This window comes from Sessilibacter corallicola (assembly GCF_021290925.1).
In the GTDB taxonomy this organism is placed as follows: Bacteria; Pseudomonadota; Gammaproteobacteria; order Pseudomonadales; family Cellvibrionaceae; genus Sessilibacter; species Sessilibacter corallicola.
Genome location: NZ_JAJSLX010000002.1, coordinates 865,599 through 884,285, shown reverse-complemented (window position 1 = coordinate 884,285; position 18,687 = coordinate 865,599). Strand labels below are relative to the sequence as shown.

The 18,687-nt window shown below is 44.5% G+C and carries 13 protein-coding genes; 3 read left to right on the top strand and 10 right to left on the bottom strand.

Going from position 1 to position 18,687, the window contains the following annotated elements:
* Positions 1 to 181: 181 nt before the first annotated feature.
* Both LU361_RS11065 and LU361_RS11060 read right to left on the bottom strand, forming a co-directional pair.
* A complete protein-coding gene (locus LU361_RS11065) occupies positions 182 to 940 on the bottom strand; it encodes an alpha/beta fold hydrolase (protein WP_233088906.1) in 759 nt (252 codons plus the stop codon).
* Entirely contained in the window at positions 937 to 2,064 is a 1,128-nt protein-coding gene (locus LU361_RS11060) for a DUF2817 domain-containing protein (protein WP_233088905.1), read from the bottom strand. The genes LU361_RS11065 and LU361_RS11060 overlap by 4 nt, the downstream gene beginning before the upstream one ends.
* Positions 2,065 to 2,312: 248 nt before the next feature.
* Between LU361_RS11060 and rapA the strand changes: the two genes are divergently transcribed.
* Positions 2,313 to 5,162 carry an RNA polymerase-associated protein RapA gene (gene rapA / locus LU361_RS11055; protein WP_233088904.1) on the top strand — a complete coding sequence of 950 codons (2,850 nt, stop codon included), beginning with the start codon at positions 2,313 to 2,315 and terminating at the stop codon, positions 5,160 to 5,162.
* 101 nt (positions 5,163 to 5,263) lie between these two features.
* Here the strand turns inward: rapA and LU361_RS11050 are convergent, their stop codons facing one another.
* Entirely contained in the window at positions 5,264 to 6,166 is a 903-nt protein-coding gene (locus LU361_RS11050; RefSeq protein WP_233088903.1) for an MBL fold metallo-hydrolase, read from the bottom strand.
* Between the two features lie 311 nt (positions 6,167 to 6,477).
* Between LU361_RS11050 and LU361_RS11045 the strand changes: the two genes are divergently transcribed.
* Positions 6,478 to 7,863, top strand: coding sequence for a DEAD/DEAH box helicase (locus tag LU361_RS11045; protein ID WP_233088902.1), 1,386 nt, complete (start codon positions 6,478 to 6,480; stop codon positions 7,861 to 7,863).
* A 578-nt stretch (positions 7,864 to 8,441) separates the two neighbouring features.
* Entirely contained in the window at positions 8,442 to 8,861 is a 420-nt protein-coding gene (locus LU361_RS11040) for an RrF2 family transcriptional regulator (RefSeq protein ID WP_233088901.1), read from the top strand.
* A gap of 190 nt (positions 8,862 to 9,051) precedes the next feature.
* Here LU361_RS11040 and LU361_RS11035 read toward each other — a convergent pair whose 3' ends face one another.
* From LU361_RS11035 to LU361_RS11005, 7 genes are all read right to left on the bottom strand, one after another.
* Positions 9,052 to 9,930, bottom strand: a complete 879-nt coding sequence (locus LU361_RS11035) for an NAD(P)-dependent oxidoreductase (RefSeq protein ID WP_233088900.1) — start codon at positions 9,928 to 9,930, stop codon at positions 9,052 to 9,054.
* Between the two features lie 191 nt (positions 9,931 to 10,121).
* Entirely contained in the window at positions 10,122 to 12,368 is a 2,247-nt protein-coding gene (locus LU361_RS11030) for an alginate lyase family protein (RefSeq protein ID WP_233088899.1), read from the bottom strand.
* Between the two features lie 14 nt (positions 12,369 to 12,382).
* Entirely contained in the window at positions 12,383 to 13,327 is a 945-nt protein-coding gene (locus tag LU361_RS11025) for a sugar kinase (protein ID WP_233088898.1), read from the bottom strand.
* A gap of 56 nt (positions 13,328 to 13,383) precedes the next feature.
* Positions 13,384 to 14,136 carry an SDR family NAD(P)-dependent oxidoreductase gene (locus tag LU361_RS11020; RefSeq protein WP_233088897.1) on the bottom strand — a complete coding sequence of 251 codons (753 nt, stop codon included), beginning with the start codon at positions 14,134 to 14,136 and terminating at the stop codon, positions 13,384 to 13,386.
* 48 nt (positions 14,137 to 14,184) lie between these two features.
* A complete protein-coding gene (locus LU361_RS11015) occupies positions 14,185 to 15,528 on the bottom strand; it encodes an MFS transporter (protein WP_233088896.1) in 1,344 nt (447 codons plus the stop codon).
* The gene (locus LU361_RS11010) at positions 15,528 to 15,872 is read right to left on the bottom strand and encodes a cupin domain-containing protein (RefSeq protein WP_233088895.1); all 345 of its coding nucleotides are present in this window, start codon (positions 15,870 to 15,872) and stop codon (positions 15,528 to 15,530) included. The genes LU361_RS11015 and LU361_RS11010 overlap by 1 nt, the downstream gene beginning before the upstream one ends.
* Positions 15,873 to 15,931: 59 nt before the next feature.
* Positions 15,932 to 18,184, bottom strand: coding sequence for a polysaccharide lyase 6 family protein (locus tag LU361_RS11005; protein ID WP_233088894.1), 2,253 nt, complete (start codon positions 18,182 to 18,184; stop codon positions 15,932 to 15,934).
* Positions 18,185 to 18,687 lie beyond the last annotated feature (503 nt).

Sequence of the window (18,687 nt, the reverse complement as noted above, 5' to 3'; positions counted from 1 at the left end):
ATCGATTACCGTACGATTATAATTTTGTTACTGTGCCTTTTTGTTGGAGCAATAGACAGTAATTAAAAGCCCGACAAATACTCAACTTATTGTTTTTATTTTCAATGATTATTTCTGTGCAATGTGCACATTTAACCCTACACAAACCCTTAAACAATCGCAATTGAATTAAGAGGCCAGTTTAACAGTCTGCTGAGCTGGGGCTACTGAGAAAAGCTTTAGGTTGCAATTGGCCAAGTAACCATTCTGGATCATCCAACGGCAAGTCATGGCCTGCGGTGGGATGAACCAAAAGGCGGCCCTGGTAATAAGATGCCAAGGTGTGGGAACACACCGGAGAAACCAACTTGTCACAATTGCTGGCAAGAAAGGTTAAGCGGCAATGCTGCAGAAGCTCTGGGTTAACCACTGGTGCTCTCGCGGCCAAATACAATTGTCGAAGCACTTGTTTGATATGAATGGGTCGACGACGAGCAATCTCTGACCACAAGCTCAGTACCTGTTTGGATTTCATCTCGCAATTACTGACAATCGACAAAATTTTCTCTTCTCGATGGTCTTCGTTTTTATCGCCAATGAAAAAACGCATCAGCTGCCAAACTTTCTGGGGTTGAATTCGTTGATGAAAACGATTTAAGCGCGAACTGGAGTTGACCGCAGTTACCGATGCCACACGGCTATCAGCACCCGCCCAATTCAATGCCACCAAACCGCCTAGCGACACCGCAAGAATATTAATAGAAGTGAGGTGTTGAGTTTGAGCAATGAGAAACGACACCATTTCTCTCATATCGATGGGACAGTTTTTGTCGGCGTTGCGACCGAAACCTGGCAAATCGATGGTAATCACACGCTCCCCCAGCGCTTCTTCTGCTCGCCGAGGCAAACCACCCCAATGCCCAGATTCCCGTGCCAAACCCCGTAACCACACCCAAGTCATAACAGATCCTGATACCAAAGATTAACCGCTGATTGCCACAAGCTGTCGCGATTGTGGTCGTTGGGCAACCAAGATTCGTAACTGGCGGCTGCACTCAATAAAAATTGCAGCAACATCTGATGGTCACGCACGGCCCTGCGCAACCGATGAGGAACCATCGGATGGAACAATCCGAGTCGACGAAACAACTGGCTCGGACGTTTGCGCACCCAATTCCACGATCCCAATTCCAACGTTAACGGTAAAAACAAATCGTCGTCGCCCATCTCCAAGTGCAAGTAATCCCAAATGTCACCGTGCGTTAAATACTGGCTCGATTGCGGCTCAAACTGGTAGTTGTGGTGAGGGCAACTGCGCTGCCACAACAGCTTAAGCGCCATCGTCTCAGACAAACACGACCAAGGCGTTCGACAATGGGCGTAGGGAAACCAAATACGGTCATAAAACCCAAAACCCGAGTGCACATCCAAACTGATCGACGCCGGCCTGCCACTTAAATTTCGCTGCACCAAATTGCGTAGCGTGACGTTTTCGGGTTCGAGCTGATCGGTATTGCCGCGATACCAAGGCAAACGCGAGGTCATGGTTTGGCCACCGGCCAACCAATGCGGTCGCTGACGATCAATAAAAGGCACATCAACTGGCGAATTACGATTCAGATCTACGCCGTTTTTATTGGCTCTGGTGCGCAAATACATGCCGCTGGGATTGAGAATGGGCACCACAGTGAGCGATAAACGCTCAAACAGCATTTGATAATTTTTGTCCCACTCCAAACGCTCCAGCAGCGCCTGCAAAAAACCAATAATGACTTGCGTACCAATGCGCTCCACGCCGTGCATACCTGCGGTAAATAATATCGCAGGATTGGTTTTATCGGCATTGCCGACATTGACAGAGTAAATAGGTAGCTGAATCTCTTCGGTGAGCGGTATTTGATGTTCAACACGCCAATGAACCGAGTCATTGGGTTTGGCGATCATCTGTTCGAGGGTAAGTAGCTCTGGCAGGTTGAGTTGCAACAGGCGCTTGGCACTGCGCGAGCGTTCGGGTATTCGAACCGATCCCGGCTCGCTGGGAACACAGGGCTTGGGAACAGAATTTAAAAACGCCGATGGATTCAAAAAAGCACCCCGAAACAAGAGTCGCTTGTTCAGTATAGCCAAACGACTTGTTAATAATGTGCTTTCTAACAGAATTCGCGGTGACAAATCGGTCGGAACTTTCTATCATCGCCGCCTTTATAGCGCAGCGTGTTCTTCCGTGCACAAAGAGCACGCAACTGCGTCCACCAAAGTCGTCATTCGGTGGATTCAAATGAGCCGCACCGTTCATTAGCATCACAATAAACCAAGCAGAAGTGGAGAGAGTTTTGTCTGATTTTCAGTACGCAGTAGGACAAAGATGGGTAAGCAACGCCGAAAAAGAATTGGGATTGGGAGTTGTTATTGAAATACAAGAACGACGACTTACCGTTTCCTATCCTGCTTGCGGAGAATTGCGGACTTACTCGGACAGAAACGCTCCTTTAACTCGCGTGCGTTACGAAGAAGGCGATTTTGTCTTCGATATGGACGACAAACGCTGGAAAGTGATTTCTCTCGAAGAACGCGGTCACATCGTTTATTTAGTCGAAGACGAGGACGGCAACGATCAACCATTGAGCGAAGTCGAGCTGAATCCCTTCGTTCATTTCAGTGGCCCACTGGAACGCCTGTTGGCAGGCAACCTCGACAAGCCACGCCATTTTCAACTTCGCCTAGACACCCTCTCCCACCACCAAAGACTGCAAAGTGCCGGTTCAAGCGGCTTACTGGGCGCTCGCGTGGATTTGTTGGAACACCAACTCTACATCGCCAACGAAGTAGCCAACCGTTACGCACCGCGCGTATTGTTGGCCGACGAAGTGGGCTTGGGTAAAACCATTGAAGCCGGATTGATTTTACATCACCAGCTGCACAACCAACGCGCCGAGCGCGTGCTTATTGCCGTACCAGACAGCTTGGTGCACCAATGGTTGGTTGAGATGTTGCGCCGATTCAATCTCAAGTTCGTGGTTATGAGCGAACAGCGCGCCCAAGACATCGAAGAAAGCCAAGGCATCAATCCATTCGAATCCGCGCAGTTGGTATTGTGCCCATTGAGTTTATTTGTCGAAAACGAACTGCGACTCGACCAAGCCTGTGCTGCGGGCTGGGACATGCTCTGTGTTGACGAAGCTCACCATCTAGAGTGGAGCGAAGAAGACGCCAGCGAAGATTATCGCGCGGTGGAAGATTTGGCCTCGTGCAGTGAAGGCTTACTGCTGTTAACCGCAACACCAGAACAGCTTGGACTGGAAAGCCACTTTGCCCGCCTGCGCTTACTGGACCCAGATCGATACCACAACCTGGCAGCGTTTATTGAAGAAGAACAACGCTATCGCCCGATTAACGACGTTATTCAAACCTTGCTCAGTGACGACGGCGCCGATCAGCTCATTTCCAATACAACCATTCAAGCCCAGCTCGCGGAATTTGTCGGCGCAGATGTGGTAGCCGATCTGGTCAAAAAACTGCAAACCTTAAATTCCGAAGCCGAAATTCAAGAATGTATTTTTAGCCACGTTCGCGAATTGTTGGATCAACACGGAACCGGTCGCGTGTTGTTCAGAAACACGCGCTCCAGTGTACAAGGCTTCCCAAAACGTCTGCTAAATACTTACGCGTTAGAGCTGCCTGAAGGCTGGTCAAACACGAACCTTTACCCCGAAACCGAACAAGACAGCGATTGGCTCGAACACGACCCACGCCTACCCTGGTTAAAAGAATTCTTGAAAACCAAAAAACAAGAAAAAGTTCTTTTAATTACCGCCAATGCCAATACCGCACTGGATCTCGAAGCCTACCTGCGCCTTCGCCAAGGCATTCGCACCAGTGTTTTCCATGAAGGCATGAGCCTATTAGAGCGCGACCGCAGTGCCGCTTACTTTGCGGATTTCGAAGGTGGCGCTCAGCTGTTGATCTGTTCGGAGATCGGCAGTGAAGGCCGTAACTTCCAATTTGCCCACGACCTGATCTTGTTCGATCTGCCCAATAATCCCGATCTATTGGAGCAACGCATTGGTCGCTTGGACCGAATCGGTCAAACCCAAGACGTTCAGATTCACGTGCCTTACTTTGAAGAAAGCGCCGGTGAAGCACTTTGGAATTGGCTGCACAAAGGCATTAATGCCTTCGAATCAACCTGTGCCACGGGTGCCGCCATCAATGAAAAATTTAAGTCCGAATTAACCGAGTGCTTAAATAATCCACAAGATCATCAGTTGTTGGACCAACTCATTGATAAAACCAACGCCTACAACCAGTCACTCTCCGAAGAGTTACAGTCTGGTCGCGATCGCTTGTTGGAATTAAATTCGTGTAATTCACAAGTTGCACTAGAAACTATCGCCAGTATTCGCGAAGCCAGTGCCGAAGACCAACTGCAAGAATACATGTTGCGCGTTTTCGACCAGTTTGGCGTCGATCATCAAGATCACAGTGAACAAACCCTGGTACTTCGCCCTAGCGAAACCATGCACAGTCCGTTTCCTGAATTACCCGAAGACGGCATCAGCGTTTGCTTTAATCGCGAAAAATCCCTCAGCCGAGAAGAGCTATCATTTTTATCCTGGGAACACCCCATGGTCACGGCGGCAATGGACAACATCACCAGCGGTGAACACGGCAACGCCAGCTTCTGTACACTGAAATTACCGGCACTTCCGGCGGGCACTTGGTTGTTGGAAGCAAACTTTGTCACCCATTGCCCAACCTCAAAATCACGACAATTGAGTTATTACTTGCCAACAACACCGATTCGCTTATTGCTGGATCAATCCGGTAAAGATCTCAGTGGCGTTATTGCCAGCCAGCAACTGACGCAAATGGCGAAAACCATTCCGCTAAAACAAGCTCAGAACATCATCAAACACATACGTGAAGATGTTCGCGATCGATTGGAGCTGGGTAAAACGCAAGCGGATAAAACTGCGAAAAACATCATGGATGCGGCGCGTAAAAAGCTCGAAGAATCTCAAGCCTACGAACTTGGCCGACTCGAAGCCTTGGCGAAAGTAAACCCGAACATTCGCCAGCAAGAAATTGAGTTGCTAAAAACTCAGAATGACGAGTTAAAAGCTATTTTGGATCAGGCACAGCTTAGACTCGACGCTATTCGAGTATTAGTACTAACTGAATAGCATTAACTGAATAGAACCAAACCCTAAAAAACCTCCATAAAATAAAAGCGAGTTAATACTCGCTTTTATTTTTTCTGAATTCTCGATCGCAACTTACAAGCTTACTCATCGAGTGTGCTGTAAAGCGTGGATACCCAAACATTGGCTTTAATACCGCCTTTGTTCCAAGTTTTGTCGTAATCAGCCGTCGGCGCCTTTGCTAGAACCTCTTGCCTGGACAATCCCTGCGCTTTCATATCAGCAACGCGCTTTAGCGTTGTTTTCAGCATATCCAAATACGCCTCAAGATCGGCACGATTACTCAACGGGCCGTGACCTGGGATAATCTTTGTTTTGCCGTCGGCTTTTTCCAGCATTTTCTCAACCGCCGAAATCACACCCTGAACCGAACCGCCGTTGCCAATATCAACGAACGGGTAAACACCGTTAAAGAAAATATCACCGGCATGAATCACATTCTCTTTTTCAAAATAGATCACGCCGTCGCCGTCGGTATGGGCGCTGGGGTAATGTTGGAGAGAAACGGTTTCGTTGTTAACGTGAAAAACCATGCGGTCATTAAAGGTGATGCTTGGCAAGCCAACATCGGCTGTGGCTTCAAAAGTACTGTTGAAAGCTTTAATTTCACCGCCTGTTGAGAGTGTTTTTCTGACATTATCGTGGGCCACAATGATTGCACCGGTTTTACCGAAATGCTCATTGCCACCAGTGTGATCGCCGTGAAAATGCGTGTTTAACAAATATTCCACCGGTGAATCGGTAATTTCAGCAACCGAAGCAATAATAGGCTTTGCTAATGGCGCGAATTTATCATCGATTAAGATGGTAGTATCTTCGCCAAAAAATAGCCCGACATTACCGCCACGTCCGGTAATCATATAAATAGAATCCGTCACCTTTTCGGTCGAAACCTTCGGCTTTTTCTCTTCGCCATAGCTTTGGGCGGACAATGTTGTCGCTGCGACCAAAGTCATCGCGTATCGTTTTACTAATCCCCACTTCATACCGGTTCCTTATCTGTTTTATGCTAATGACACTAAATTTCTCACACCGAGCGTACAACCTACCGCGCTTATGCGATAATTGCAGTTTGATGACGGCATTACGGACCCTCGTTTTACCTCAGAAGCAACCCCAGCCAAACACAGCTGGGTAATAACTGAGTAAAACCGAGGTGCCTAAGCCAAAACAGGGCTTAACGCTGCCGCTTATTAGACGCTCATACTTCATTGAACCATAATTCGTTCAAATTAAAGTCACGCCGTTTGTCTGTACCGCTAAGCTTTTAAAATTCGTTATACATTTGAGGCCAGCCTTGAGCGAACCAACAACCACTTTCAGTAACTTCAATTTCGATCAAAAGATTAACGCAGCGCTTGCGAACCTAAATCTTTCTGAGCCGACCGCCATTCAGCAACAAGCCATTCCTACCATTCTCGAAGGCCGCGAAGTCATTGCCTCGGCACAAACGGGAACAGGAAAAACCTTGGCGTTTTTGCTACCGATCATGCAAAAAATGCTGACTCAGCCCTCGCCTCGCACCGGTTGCCGAGCACTGATCCTGACGCCTACGCGTGAGCTAGCCGAGCAAATCGGTCAGCAAATCAAAAACTTTGCAGCGCACGTGCATTTGAATTACACCTTGCTTACCGGTGGCGCAGAATTTAAATACCAAGCGGCATTACTGCGGAAAAATCCCGAGTTTATCGTAGCAACACCGGGCCGACTCACCGACCATTTACGCCGCAATTCCACCGATCTCAACGATCTGGAATTTTTGGTTTTCGACGAAGCCGATCGAATGTTAGATCTCGGCTTTAAAGACGACATCGAAGCCATCGCCGAACAAGCCAACGACCAACGCCAAAATCTGCTGTTTTCCGCTACATTAGAAAACCCTCAACTGGTCAGAATCGCCCATTCGATTTTAGACAATCCAGTGACCATCAAAGATCGCGAGCGCCTAAAGAGCAACTCAAACATTACGCACCAGTTTGTTTTGTGTGACGATGAAAAATTTAAGCAAAAAGCGATTGATCAGCTGCTAAAAACCAGCGACTTCGAAAAATGCATTGTCTTTACCAACACCAAAGCACAAGCCAATCGCTTGAGAGGCGTGCTCGATTATTTGGGTCATCACGCAGGTTGCTTACACGGCGACATGACTCAAGATCAGAGAAAGCAAATTCTCAAGGCATTTCGAACCCATAAGTTTAAAGTACTGGTTGCCACCGATGTTGCCGCGCGAGGATTAGACATCACAGGCGTTAAAGGCGTTATCCAATACGACATGGCCCGCAGCACCGAAGACTATATTCACCGCTCGGGAAGAACAGGCCGCGCCGGCGCCACCGGTTTATCGGTTTGTTTTATTTGCGCTCCAGATTGGAACAATAAAGCGCGCTGTGAAAATGCCGTGGGCGAAACCTTTACCAAAATATCGGTACCCGGCCTGACAGCAAAATACAAAGGTCCAGAAAAATTAAAATCGTCAGGAAAAGCCGCCGGTAAGAAAAAAACTGCATCGAAACCTGAGAAAAACGCGAAACCCAAAAACAAAGTTAGGGCGCGTGACACACAAAATAAAGGTCGACCAAAACGATTTGGTCCTGCGCCGAAGAAATCCCAAACCGCAGAAAAAGCACCAGATCGATCATTAGACGACGGTTTTGCGCCCTTTAAAAAGGCAAAAAAAGATTAAATAGGCAACTTCAAAATATAGGCACGCATCAATCAATGATTTGCCGGTACTTTAAAGCCTTTAGCTAGATCCTAGCTAGGAACCTCTGAGTAACTCCAAAATTACTCAGCGTGATCTCAAGCGTGCAGTTGCAAGACGCCGTTTGCAATTAATGGCCGTAGTCCTTAATAAAAACGGCAACGCCGCAAATGTGCGCTTGAGGCCACGCCTTACAGGGCCTTCCGGTTTTTTCCTGCTCTGCGTTGTGCTTTTTCGATTTAACCCGTTAGACCTTCAAAAGCACGCCTTGATCAGAAAAAAACTCCTTGGCCTGAGTGATCTTGGAGTTATTCAGAGGTTCCTAATCAGCCTCTGAGTAACAATAACGTTGACCAGAGGCTTTTTTGTATCGAAATTTTGCTCATTTCCCTCAAATTAGAAACACATTTCTTCTCATACCCCACAAATGGCATAACTATTGAAAGCTCTATTCAATATGAACGATTAGACCGAGAGCACTATTACTCAACAATTTTCATGTCGAGTGAATCGGAGTTTAAATCTAATTTCGCCTTTACCTAAATGAGAGCAGTGTTACCATGCAACTGACCAAGCATACTGATTTTGCCTTTCGAACTCTGATTTATTTGGCGTCTCACGATGAATCACTGACAACCATACAATCCATTGCCGATACCTTTGAATTATCGAAAAGCCACTTGATGAAAGTAGTCAATAAATTGGTCAATATTGGTTGGGTGGAATCTGTTCGAGGAAAAAAAGGCGGTATTCGCTTGGCCGTGGCACCACACGAGATTGAAATAGCAGACATTATTATACGAATGGAAAAAACGCTTTCGCCGGTAAATTGCGAAACCCCTAAATGCACACTTAGCAGCAACTGTTCGCTAAAAACCTATTTATGGCAGGCACAACGAGAATATTTAAGGCATCTAAAAAAGTATACCCTTGCCGATGTCGTTAATGATTCAACAATGCAAATTTTGAAATTTGCTTAGTGTGATTACCATCAAACTGAATCGCAAATAACGTTGATACGCCTAAAAGTAATCAAGCTACTCCGCAACTGGGCATACAAGTCATTTTAGAACCAAACGTCTGCAAAAGCCTTTCAATAAAATCGCTATTAAAACGCATTAAACTCAACAGACGTTGTGATTTTAAAATGACTTCACCAAGCTGAACAAATCAGCGATCTAGTGTAAGAAAATAATCAAAAATTTCTGGCACATTGCCACTTCCCATATCGGCGTTTACAGCGGCGCTCAAATTGGACGACGTTCCTTCAGCAATTAACGCACGCGTACCCAAGTCGTTAACCATTTCTAGGAAATAACCCAAATCTTTGTTGGCATTCGCAATCGAGAAACCTAGATCACTCACGCCATCAACCGCGTAGTTCTTACAAAATTGCATGAAAGGAGAACTCGACGGACCCGTCGACATAATGTCGAATAATTGTTGACGATCAACGCCCGCGCGATCTGCGACAGCAAAGGCTTGTGACATAGTACAAACGGTCGTCATCCCCATAAAATTATTGATAAGCTTTGTGGTATGGCCTGCGCCTAACGCACCAAGGTAAAAAACATTTTCGCCCTGAATTTCTAACACTGTTTTAACCTTGTCGAAATGTGGTTTATCTCCAGCCGTCATAATATTCAGCAAACCCTCTTTGGCGTGTGCAGGAGTACGCCCCAGTGGTGCATCTACCATACCTGCACCTTTCTTCGCTAGATCGGCACCTATTTTTCGGGTAGATGCGGGAATTGACGTGCCGTAATCAACAACAACCGCGCCTTCTTTAATACCCGCTAAAATTCCATCTTCCGCATACATTAATTTTTCTACCACCGCAGAAGTGGTCAGACAGAGCATGATAATATCACACGCCGACGCAAGCTCCGCAGCGGATGTTGCTTCCGTTGCACCACGAGCAACCACCGCAGCAACGGCTTCTTTATCTAAATCCATTACTATGGGTGCAAAGCCATTTTTTTGCAGGCATTCAACCATATTACCGCCCATAAGGCCCAAGCCAATAAAACCAATCACAGGTTTAGTCATAATAAACTCCTAATATTTTAGACTTTGCTCGTAAATCAATATCTATTTTTGAGACAAGCGAACCCGTCACGCCCAATTAATCGAGCGAAGCGAAATAGAAGTTGATCTGTAAGCGGTTAATGACTTCCAGCAACACCCAGAGATTGTCAGTTAGCTGGTTTAAGGCGTTAGCCTAAGTCGTTTCGTACTGTTTAATTTACTTTCAGGAAAAACGGCCCTTGCCATTTGTAGGTTGTATTTGAGATTTTAATTCGATGACTTTTGGAATCATTGGCATCGGTGTTTGCAACGATCAATAGCATTTGTCCACCGTTGACAGTTTTTATATCAACCGCCGTGTAATGTTTGTCATCGCGCACCACATTTATACGGTCAACATTACTGTTGGAATTAAGTGATAATTCCGTCACAGGACTGTAGCTACCATGAGGTTCGATAATAGACGCAAAAACTGTGTTGCTTGTATTTTTTCTGCGCAGCATAAAACCTGCGTCTCTGCGAAGATTAAACTTCGGATCATTGGCACCCAAACGGGTTAACAAAAGTTCGTCTGCTTGATCAACCACCGAGGTTAACGTGTAATATTTGTGATTTCCCAACCAGGTGAATTGAACATTATCGCCGGCAGCAGACCCTTTGCCTTCTAAATACAAATGCTGATAACCGTTGGATTTACCCAGTGCTTGCAGCTGTTGCGGTGATTGATAATCAAAGTTGGTATCAATCATTTGTCCTAGATAATAAAATGGTAAATCGTATTGGTTTTTACGCTTTGACGAAACTTTTAACAGATCTAATACGAATGGCTTTTCGAAATCGTGGTGTTTAATCATCGCCATCGTGCGATGAAGTTCAGTACCTGGATAAGCGTTAGTTTCTTTAGCACTGACAATTTGAATATTTTCGTTGTCGTCATTGTAAAAATGCAAAAACGAATGATATTGGCTGCCAGTGGCATAATCGCCGTTAAAATGGGACGTTTCGTTTTGAACCAGGGTGTTATGAGCAACGGTTTGCTTTGCCCAGGTATTATTTTCTTTTAGATAATTGCCACCACCTTTTTGCTCAATGTTAACAAAACGCACCAGTCCGTAATCTTGGAGAACTTCATTACCGTGTTCAAAAAGGGAGAACGATAATTTATCGTAATGACCGTGGCTTAGCCCATGCGCTGTGTATTTAAACACCAGCGATAAATCCTCATTACCATACCGAATAACGCTCACACCACCTTGGTTGCCGCCAGGGCCATCCGATAGATTAACTGACTTCTTAATAAAAGTTTGCGCTTTACCTGAATGAAGGTCTTTCGCCACAGCCAACCCTGCTTGATCTAACGTAACTTGATTTTGCGCTTTGGCGACATCCAGCAATTGAGGATTAAAACCACCGTAATAATAAGCAATGTCGACCGCTGTCACTAATTCACGTGATTTATAAGACATTCCCTTTTGAGCATCATTCAGGAGAAAAAACTCACCATCGGCGTCCGACAGGTTTAATAACGCAGTAACGGCTTTCATTAATACGCCATTTTTGTGCTCCAGCACAGCCAACTCCGGCTTTTTATTGTGCATTGCTAATGAAAAAATAAGGAACGGATACATGGCGTAACGCTGATAATACGGACCTTCGGTAAAATAGCCATCGGGCGAAAATGGCTCCTCTAAATTCGCCAGAAAACCGGCTTTTTGACCTTCAACCTTAATAAAACCGCCATCGTTATCTTTTAAACCAGCCTCAAGGCCATCGTTTTCAATTCCGTACAGAGCCCTTTCAATGAGTTCTTGATCGTCAAGCACTAATCCGAGCATTCCGACGGCAGCATTACCCCAAGTACTGTGATTATGAATTCGATTATAAAATTGAGGGTTTTCTATAGAAATAAAATCGGCAAATGGACGAAATAAATTATTTTCTAATTGCTGACGCTCACTTGGTGAAAGCCATTCGTAAATCGTATCGTACGCTTGGCTCATAAAAACCAGCCAATTGCTGTCGTTCAAGCACTGCCAAAATAATTTTCCGCGAGCATAAGATCGTGTCTGCGGATGAACAGGTAGATCTTTGTACATAGCTTCATATTGAAACAACATATCGCGAACGTATTTCGCATACTTTTCGTCTTGAAGAATTTGAAAAAGCACACCCGCTTTTTGCGCAACAATGAAATTTCGCTTATGTCGCTCATGGGTATAACCGCCCGAATAATCTTTGGGAATCGGCATGTAAATACCTGTGGCAATCTCAGCATCAATCTCTTCTTTGACATCACGTAAGGTCTGATCAAATAAAGGAACGCTGCCCAAATTCGTTCTTATTTCTTCGACGCCCGATTTTGTTAAAATTAATCCCGGATGATTTTGAGCCTGTGAAATCACTGAAAAACACAGTATTGAGGCAACTAAAAATAGCTTGATTAAACCCTTATTGTTCATTGGCGCAGTCCAACTTAAACCGTTGAAGATGAATTAGGCATGCTATGCATGGGAATAATAGCCCCGCGGTGCTGAATCACTACCGATGCTAAATTGTGGCCTTCCAATGCCGCTTCCTGTGGAGAACTGCCTTTTAATCGAGCCGCCAGATAACCCGCGTTAAAAGAATCTCCGGCAGAGGTGGTATCAATCACATCGACTTTATGCGAGGCAACCAATTCACTCTTATCATTACACACCACCTGACAACCGGTGCCGCCCATCTTCAACACAATTTCTGAAACGCCCCATGTTTTAATTCTGTTGATAATCTCGTTTTTATCGTTATCACCAAACAGTGCTTGTTCGTCTTCGAGCGTGGGTAAGGCTAAATCAGTTAGCTGATACATCGATTGATACGCTACCTGGGCACTGGCCACGCTCTCCCATAATTTGGGGCGATAATTACTGTCGAATAAGACTTGTCCACCGGCAGCTCGATAACGGGCAATTAAATCAAATAAGCGTTGACGCGATGACTCTTGATAAATTGCCAGTGTAATTCCCGATAAACAGAGCCAATCGTATTCTTTGAGCTCAGCAAATAAATTTTCCGATTTTTTTTGATCGTCAAACAAACGTCGAGCCGGTGCGCTGTCTCGCCAGTAAGAAAATGATCGTTCACCAGAATCATCAACTGAAACCAAGTAAATACCGGGCACACTGTCGTGAATACGCTCAATTAATTCACAACCCACGTTTTCATCACGCCATTGCTGAATCATCCAAGCACTCATGGCATCATCGCCCAAGGCGGTAACGTAATCTACATCGACGCCTAAGCGAGCCATGTAGACGGCGGAATTTAACGTATCGCCACCGTAGGATAAATTCATGGATAAATTACCGGACGACAACTCACGAGATTGTCGAGAAAGCTCCAGCATGCTCTCTCCGATTAAGGCGACTTTTTTAGACATCGGTCATTACTTCTCAATTTTTTGCGAATCAGAATGGAAATTGACAATCGTTGCGTTTAGGAAAATAGCAAACCGCCATTCACATCTAAATTAACACCGGTTATAAAACTCGATTCATTAGATGCTAAATAGGCAACAACATCCGCCACTTCGCTTGATGTTCCCTCGCGACGCAACGGTGTTCCACTGGCAATATTTTTACGGCCTTCCAATGTATTGAAGGTATCGTGAAAGGTGGTACTGATTACGCCACAGCACAAAGAATTAACGCGAATATTTTTCGGTCCTAATTCTTTTGCCAATGAACGAGTAAAGGTAGTTACCGCGCCTTTAGACGCCGCATAGGCAGACGCCCCAGGTCCTCCACCATCTTTCGCTGCTTGAGACGAGAAATTAATAATCGAACTACCCTCAGGCATATAAGGAAGCACCGCTTTGGTGACCAAAAAAGTACTGTTTAAATTGAGCTGAATAACGTTATTAAAAAATTCGAGATCCATTTCAGGCAGGGTTTTACGAGCAACCAATCCCCCCACTACATTTACCAAAATATCAATAGAGGCACCAAATGCCGCTTGGGTTTTTTCAACCATTGCCTGAACATCGGCTTCGACAGTCATATCACCCTTGAAGAGAATGGCTTCACCTCCAGCGGATTGAATCTCCGCAAGTGTTTCATCTGCCGATGCTTGGCTTCCGTAATAATTCACCACCACCTTCGCGCCTTGAGAAGCTAAACGCAAAGAGATAGCTTTACCGATATCTCGGGCACCGCCGGTAACCACCGCAACTTTGTTGGTAAAGTTCATAATCATTTGTACCTCTAGATTACTTTTATAGCGTTAATGAAATGGATACTAACTTGTGGCCGTATTTTTAGATTGTTCATCGTCACGAGAGGACTGCTTTGGCGAAAGCGGTCCGATGTTGGGGCATAAAATCCAAATGCTTGCCATGGCCGTTACCGCGAGCGACGCACCAATGACAAATGCCGGTGTGTAATTACCACCGGCTGTCAGCCAAGGCACTAAAGAAGTTAAAGCAGCAGCGCCTAATTTTGCTGCCATGCCCGCAAAACCGGCTAAGGTGCCAACGGTATCACCGCCGTAAAAATCGCTCGGCAGGGTTTGTACGTTGCCAATAGCGGTTTGAAAACCGAATAAAATAACAGCCATAAGTATTACCGCGATAACCGGCTCACCTGGGTTTGCCATAGCGATTAATGTTGGCAACATAATTAAACAACCAAGCGTAATCGTCAGCTTTCTCGCCCGATCAACACTCCACCCTATTTTTAATAAATTTTGAGCAAGCAATCCGCCAAACCAGGCACCCAACATGGCTCCTATATAAGGCACCCAGCCGTAAATACCGATGGTTTTTACGTCCATCGCGTAAACTTCTGAGAGATAAATAGGTATCCAGAAAACAAACAGCCACCAGATTGGGTCGATTGCCGCAGAAGCGATAATGACGCCCCAACTTTGTTTACGCGATAACATTTCCTTGGTTGAAGGGTTGTAGCCCTCGTCGGCATTGCCTTTTTCATCAACCGAGACATTTTTTTGGCCCGTGAGAATGTACTCTCGTTCTTCTGCCGTAATCCACGGATGAGTCTTAGGCGGTGCTTTCACCAAAATTACCCAGGGAATTAACCACAACAATCCGACCAAGCCGACTAAAACGAAAATGGCTTTCCAGCTAAAATAAACCGATAAAAAGGCAATTAGTGGAATCGAAATAATTCCACCAATAGCAGCACCCGAATTAAAAATACCCTGGGCTAGTGCTCGCTCTTTCGTGGGAAACCACTCAGCGTTTCCTTTTGTTGCTCCCGGCCAATTACCTGCCTCTGCGATACCTAAAATTGCTCGGAAAATACTGAAGGTAATAATGCCTCGGGCAAACGCATGAAGCGCGGTAGCAATCGACCAAATACCAATCGAAAGCACAAAGCCCAGACGCGTACCAACCCAATCAAAAATTCTTCCGAAAATTGCTTGGCCAAAGGCGTACGAAAAAACAAATACTACGGAAATAAAGGCGTAAATTTCCTTTCGTTCATCGGTGGTTTTGTCCGGATAAAGATCAACCGCAATCTCAGGCCAAAGCACATTCAATGATTGGCGGTCGATGTAATTAATAACGGTGGCCAGGGCAATAAGAGCAATGACCCACCAGCGCAAATTTCTAAGCTGCACTACTCGCCTCCTTTTAGAAAGTCTTCTCTAACGGGGCTAAAAACATCAATTAATACGCCTGACTGCTTACAAATGGCACCGTGGGCAATGTTTGGCTCCATAAAAAAGCAATCACCAGCGGTTAAGGTTTTCGTTTCATTACCAACGGTTACTTCAAATTCACCTCTTTCTACATAAGCCACTTGAGAGTGAAAATGATCGTGAATGTAACCTTGACTGCCTTCTTCAAAATACACTTTGACCATCATAATTTGGTTATTGAATCCCAGTATCTGACGGGTAATGCCTTCATCAACCATTTCGTGTTTAATTTCTTTACCAAATAAAAACGGAGCGCTTTGCATAATCTTTCCTAATTTTTAATGTTCGATGATGAATCAGCGATTGTCGTTAGCAACCAAACCTAGCCATCATTACTGGTATTATTTTCGATTAAAGCGGTATGTTCTTTGTCGCTAAAGTGAAACTCAACAACCGCGGGCAACGGCGTATTAGAGAACGAGTTATCAACAATATGAGTTTTTGGATCGCCAACAGTGTGGTTAACCTTAATGGGACTACTGTTGATAAAGCGATTATTTTGTAGGGTCGACACTTGAACACCGTGCAAATAAATAGAGGCTTGAGACTTATTTCGGCTACCCAAGCCAACACGGTTTAACACAGAATTTGTTAACGAAAAATGCGGACCAAAGGTGCTTTCGTCAGTGCCACCACGATAAAAATCAACCAGTGATCCCTGAATATTTTCGAAGCTTGAGCCAGAGATAGTGACGTATTCAGCGTTATAAATTCCAAAATCGTCAGACTCTTTATCCAGCTTTAAAATTGACCCACTGACATTGCGAAAATTAGAATTAATAATCTCAATGTTATCGGCCATAGTGCTTTTGGAAACACTCAAAAAATTGAAAAAGCGATTGACGTCTAAGTCAGACACCTCACAGTCTTCAATTTTTATCTGGTAGTTATTCAACATGGAATAACGACTGGTTCGAATCACCGAATTACCAACGTAATCAGGAGAGTTCTTACCCGTTATCGACAAACCTTTCAGATACAAGCTGCCACCGTTAACAATTTCAAACAGAGTGGATCGCGCAAACTCGACCGTTACCTTACCGTTACCAATAACAGTTAATGGTTTATCAACGGTTAGAAATTTATTAACCAAATAATTTCCAGGTGATAAATAAATACTGTCTCCCGTTTGAGCGTTGGCAACGGCACGCTCAAATTCTCCCGCGCCTGGAGTAACATGAATTGTCTTACCGGTTGAGAAAGTTTCCGAGGCTTCTGTCTTGGCATACCAAGACACACCTGTTTTATTTTTCGCGATAGGATCCAGTGTTCGCGCCACACCCACATCAGAGAAAGATTTCTTAGTTGGGTAAAAAAGCCTGTTTTTAGCGCGTTTTATTTTTACGTTTTTACTCTCAAAACCTTCTTTTATCTGAAAATCTTTAACCTTGTGCACTAGGTTATTATTAAAACTGATGCCACTGATATCATCGTACACAGTAAACGTGTTTTTCTTATCTTTGTGATAAAAAAGGTTATTGTTAAATTGAGTACGAACAGGAACCGCGCTTCGTTCAGAGTCACTACCTGCAGCCAATTGCACGTGATCACTGTTAATTAAGGTGTTGTTTTCAATAATAGAATCTTCAACACGGTCGTAGCGGTTTATTGGTGAATTAGGCACACCATTCATCACCACAAGTGCGCCACCAAAACGGTACCCGGCAAGCCCTTCTAAATAGTTGTTTCGAACCGTTTGGCGCTTGTTAATCACCCGAATACCGCCGGTATGATCGGCGTTGTTGCCGAAAAACACGTTGTTTTCGAGAAGATTATCGTGGCCGTGACGAAGCGTTAGCGTACCTCTTGATTGATAGAACACGTTTCCTCGAAATACGTTACTGCCGGATTTGTTAGAAATAATTTCTAATTCACCGTCGCACCGATCAAAATAATTATTTTCAACCGTGGTGAACGAGTTACTGCGAGAATAATGACTGGTGCCAATTCTCAGCGTTTCACCACCATTGGAACCCAAGATGGGTCTTGGACCAAAATAATTATGATCAATACGATGGTAATTTTCTCGACTGGCTTCTGAGTCTAGTCGTACCGCTAAGGTCACACCTTTATTGCGTTTACCCTCAAGGTGATTGTGATCAAAGCGATTGTGTTTACCATAGATTGCCACCCAATAATCTTGTTCAAAACGCTCTGGATTATTAAAGCTGTCGATGACAACTTCTGTTACTCGAGAATAATTGGCTAACTGGATTTTACTCTTTCTGAAAGAAATAACGGAATCGGTTGGCGTATACCCGTCTTTAAAAATTAAGCCTGAAACAACCAGGTATTCACCGGTCAACTTTAAATTCGATTTCCCGGTAATAAAAACACTGCCTTTGTTTTGTGCTTTCAAGGTAATTGGTTGTTCTGCCGTTCCGTAGCCTTCAAAAACGATTTCAAAATCATTCCAAACACCGTCTGCCAAAATTAATGTATCGCCAGGCGCTAAGCCTTGGGCACGACTGTGATAATCGCTTTTATTTTTTACAACGTATTCCGCCGCCACAGCCACATTGGAGATCACCAAGGTGAGTACGACAGGAATGATTATTTTTCTGAAAATATCCATGAAATTAATTGTTCCGCTGACGTCATTATTTTTATTTTTGTTTCTTTTATGTTGCACCCAGCTTGTTGCTACCAAGTAGCAACTGAGTCGCAATCAGGAGACTCATATTAGACATAACGCTCAATCACGCTGAACGACCAGAATTATCTTTTCCAAGTGCCTATGAGCGACGATTGAAAGGCACTATAAACCGCTCAAGATTATACTGTCAACAAAATTGGTCTTAATTTTTATCTTTAAATTGTATTACCAATTTGGTTAAAAACCAATAAATCAACGTACAATGCCGCTTTTATACCCAATACTGGCATTAAAAATAGGAAACAACGCCGGCAAATGCCAAAAATGCGTAAGCCAATGAACAAAGAGGCATAGAGAAAGAAGCACAGAGAAAGAAGCGAAGAAAAACAGAGAAAACAGTAAAAAATAGGAAGGAAAACAGTGGAAGGAAAAACATGACAAGGCTCTGAAGAATTTTCAGAGCCTCTCAACGGTACTAACCT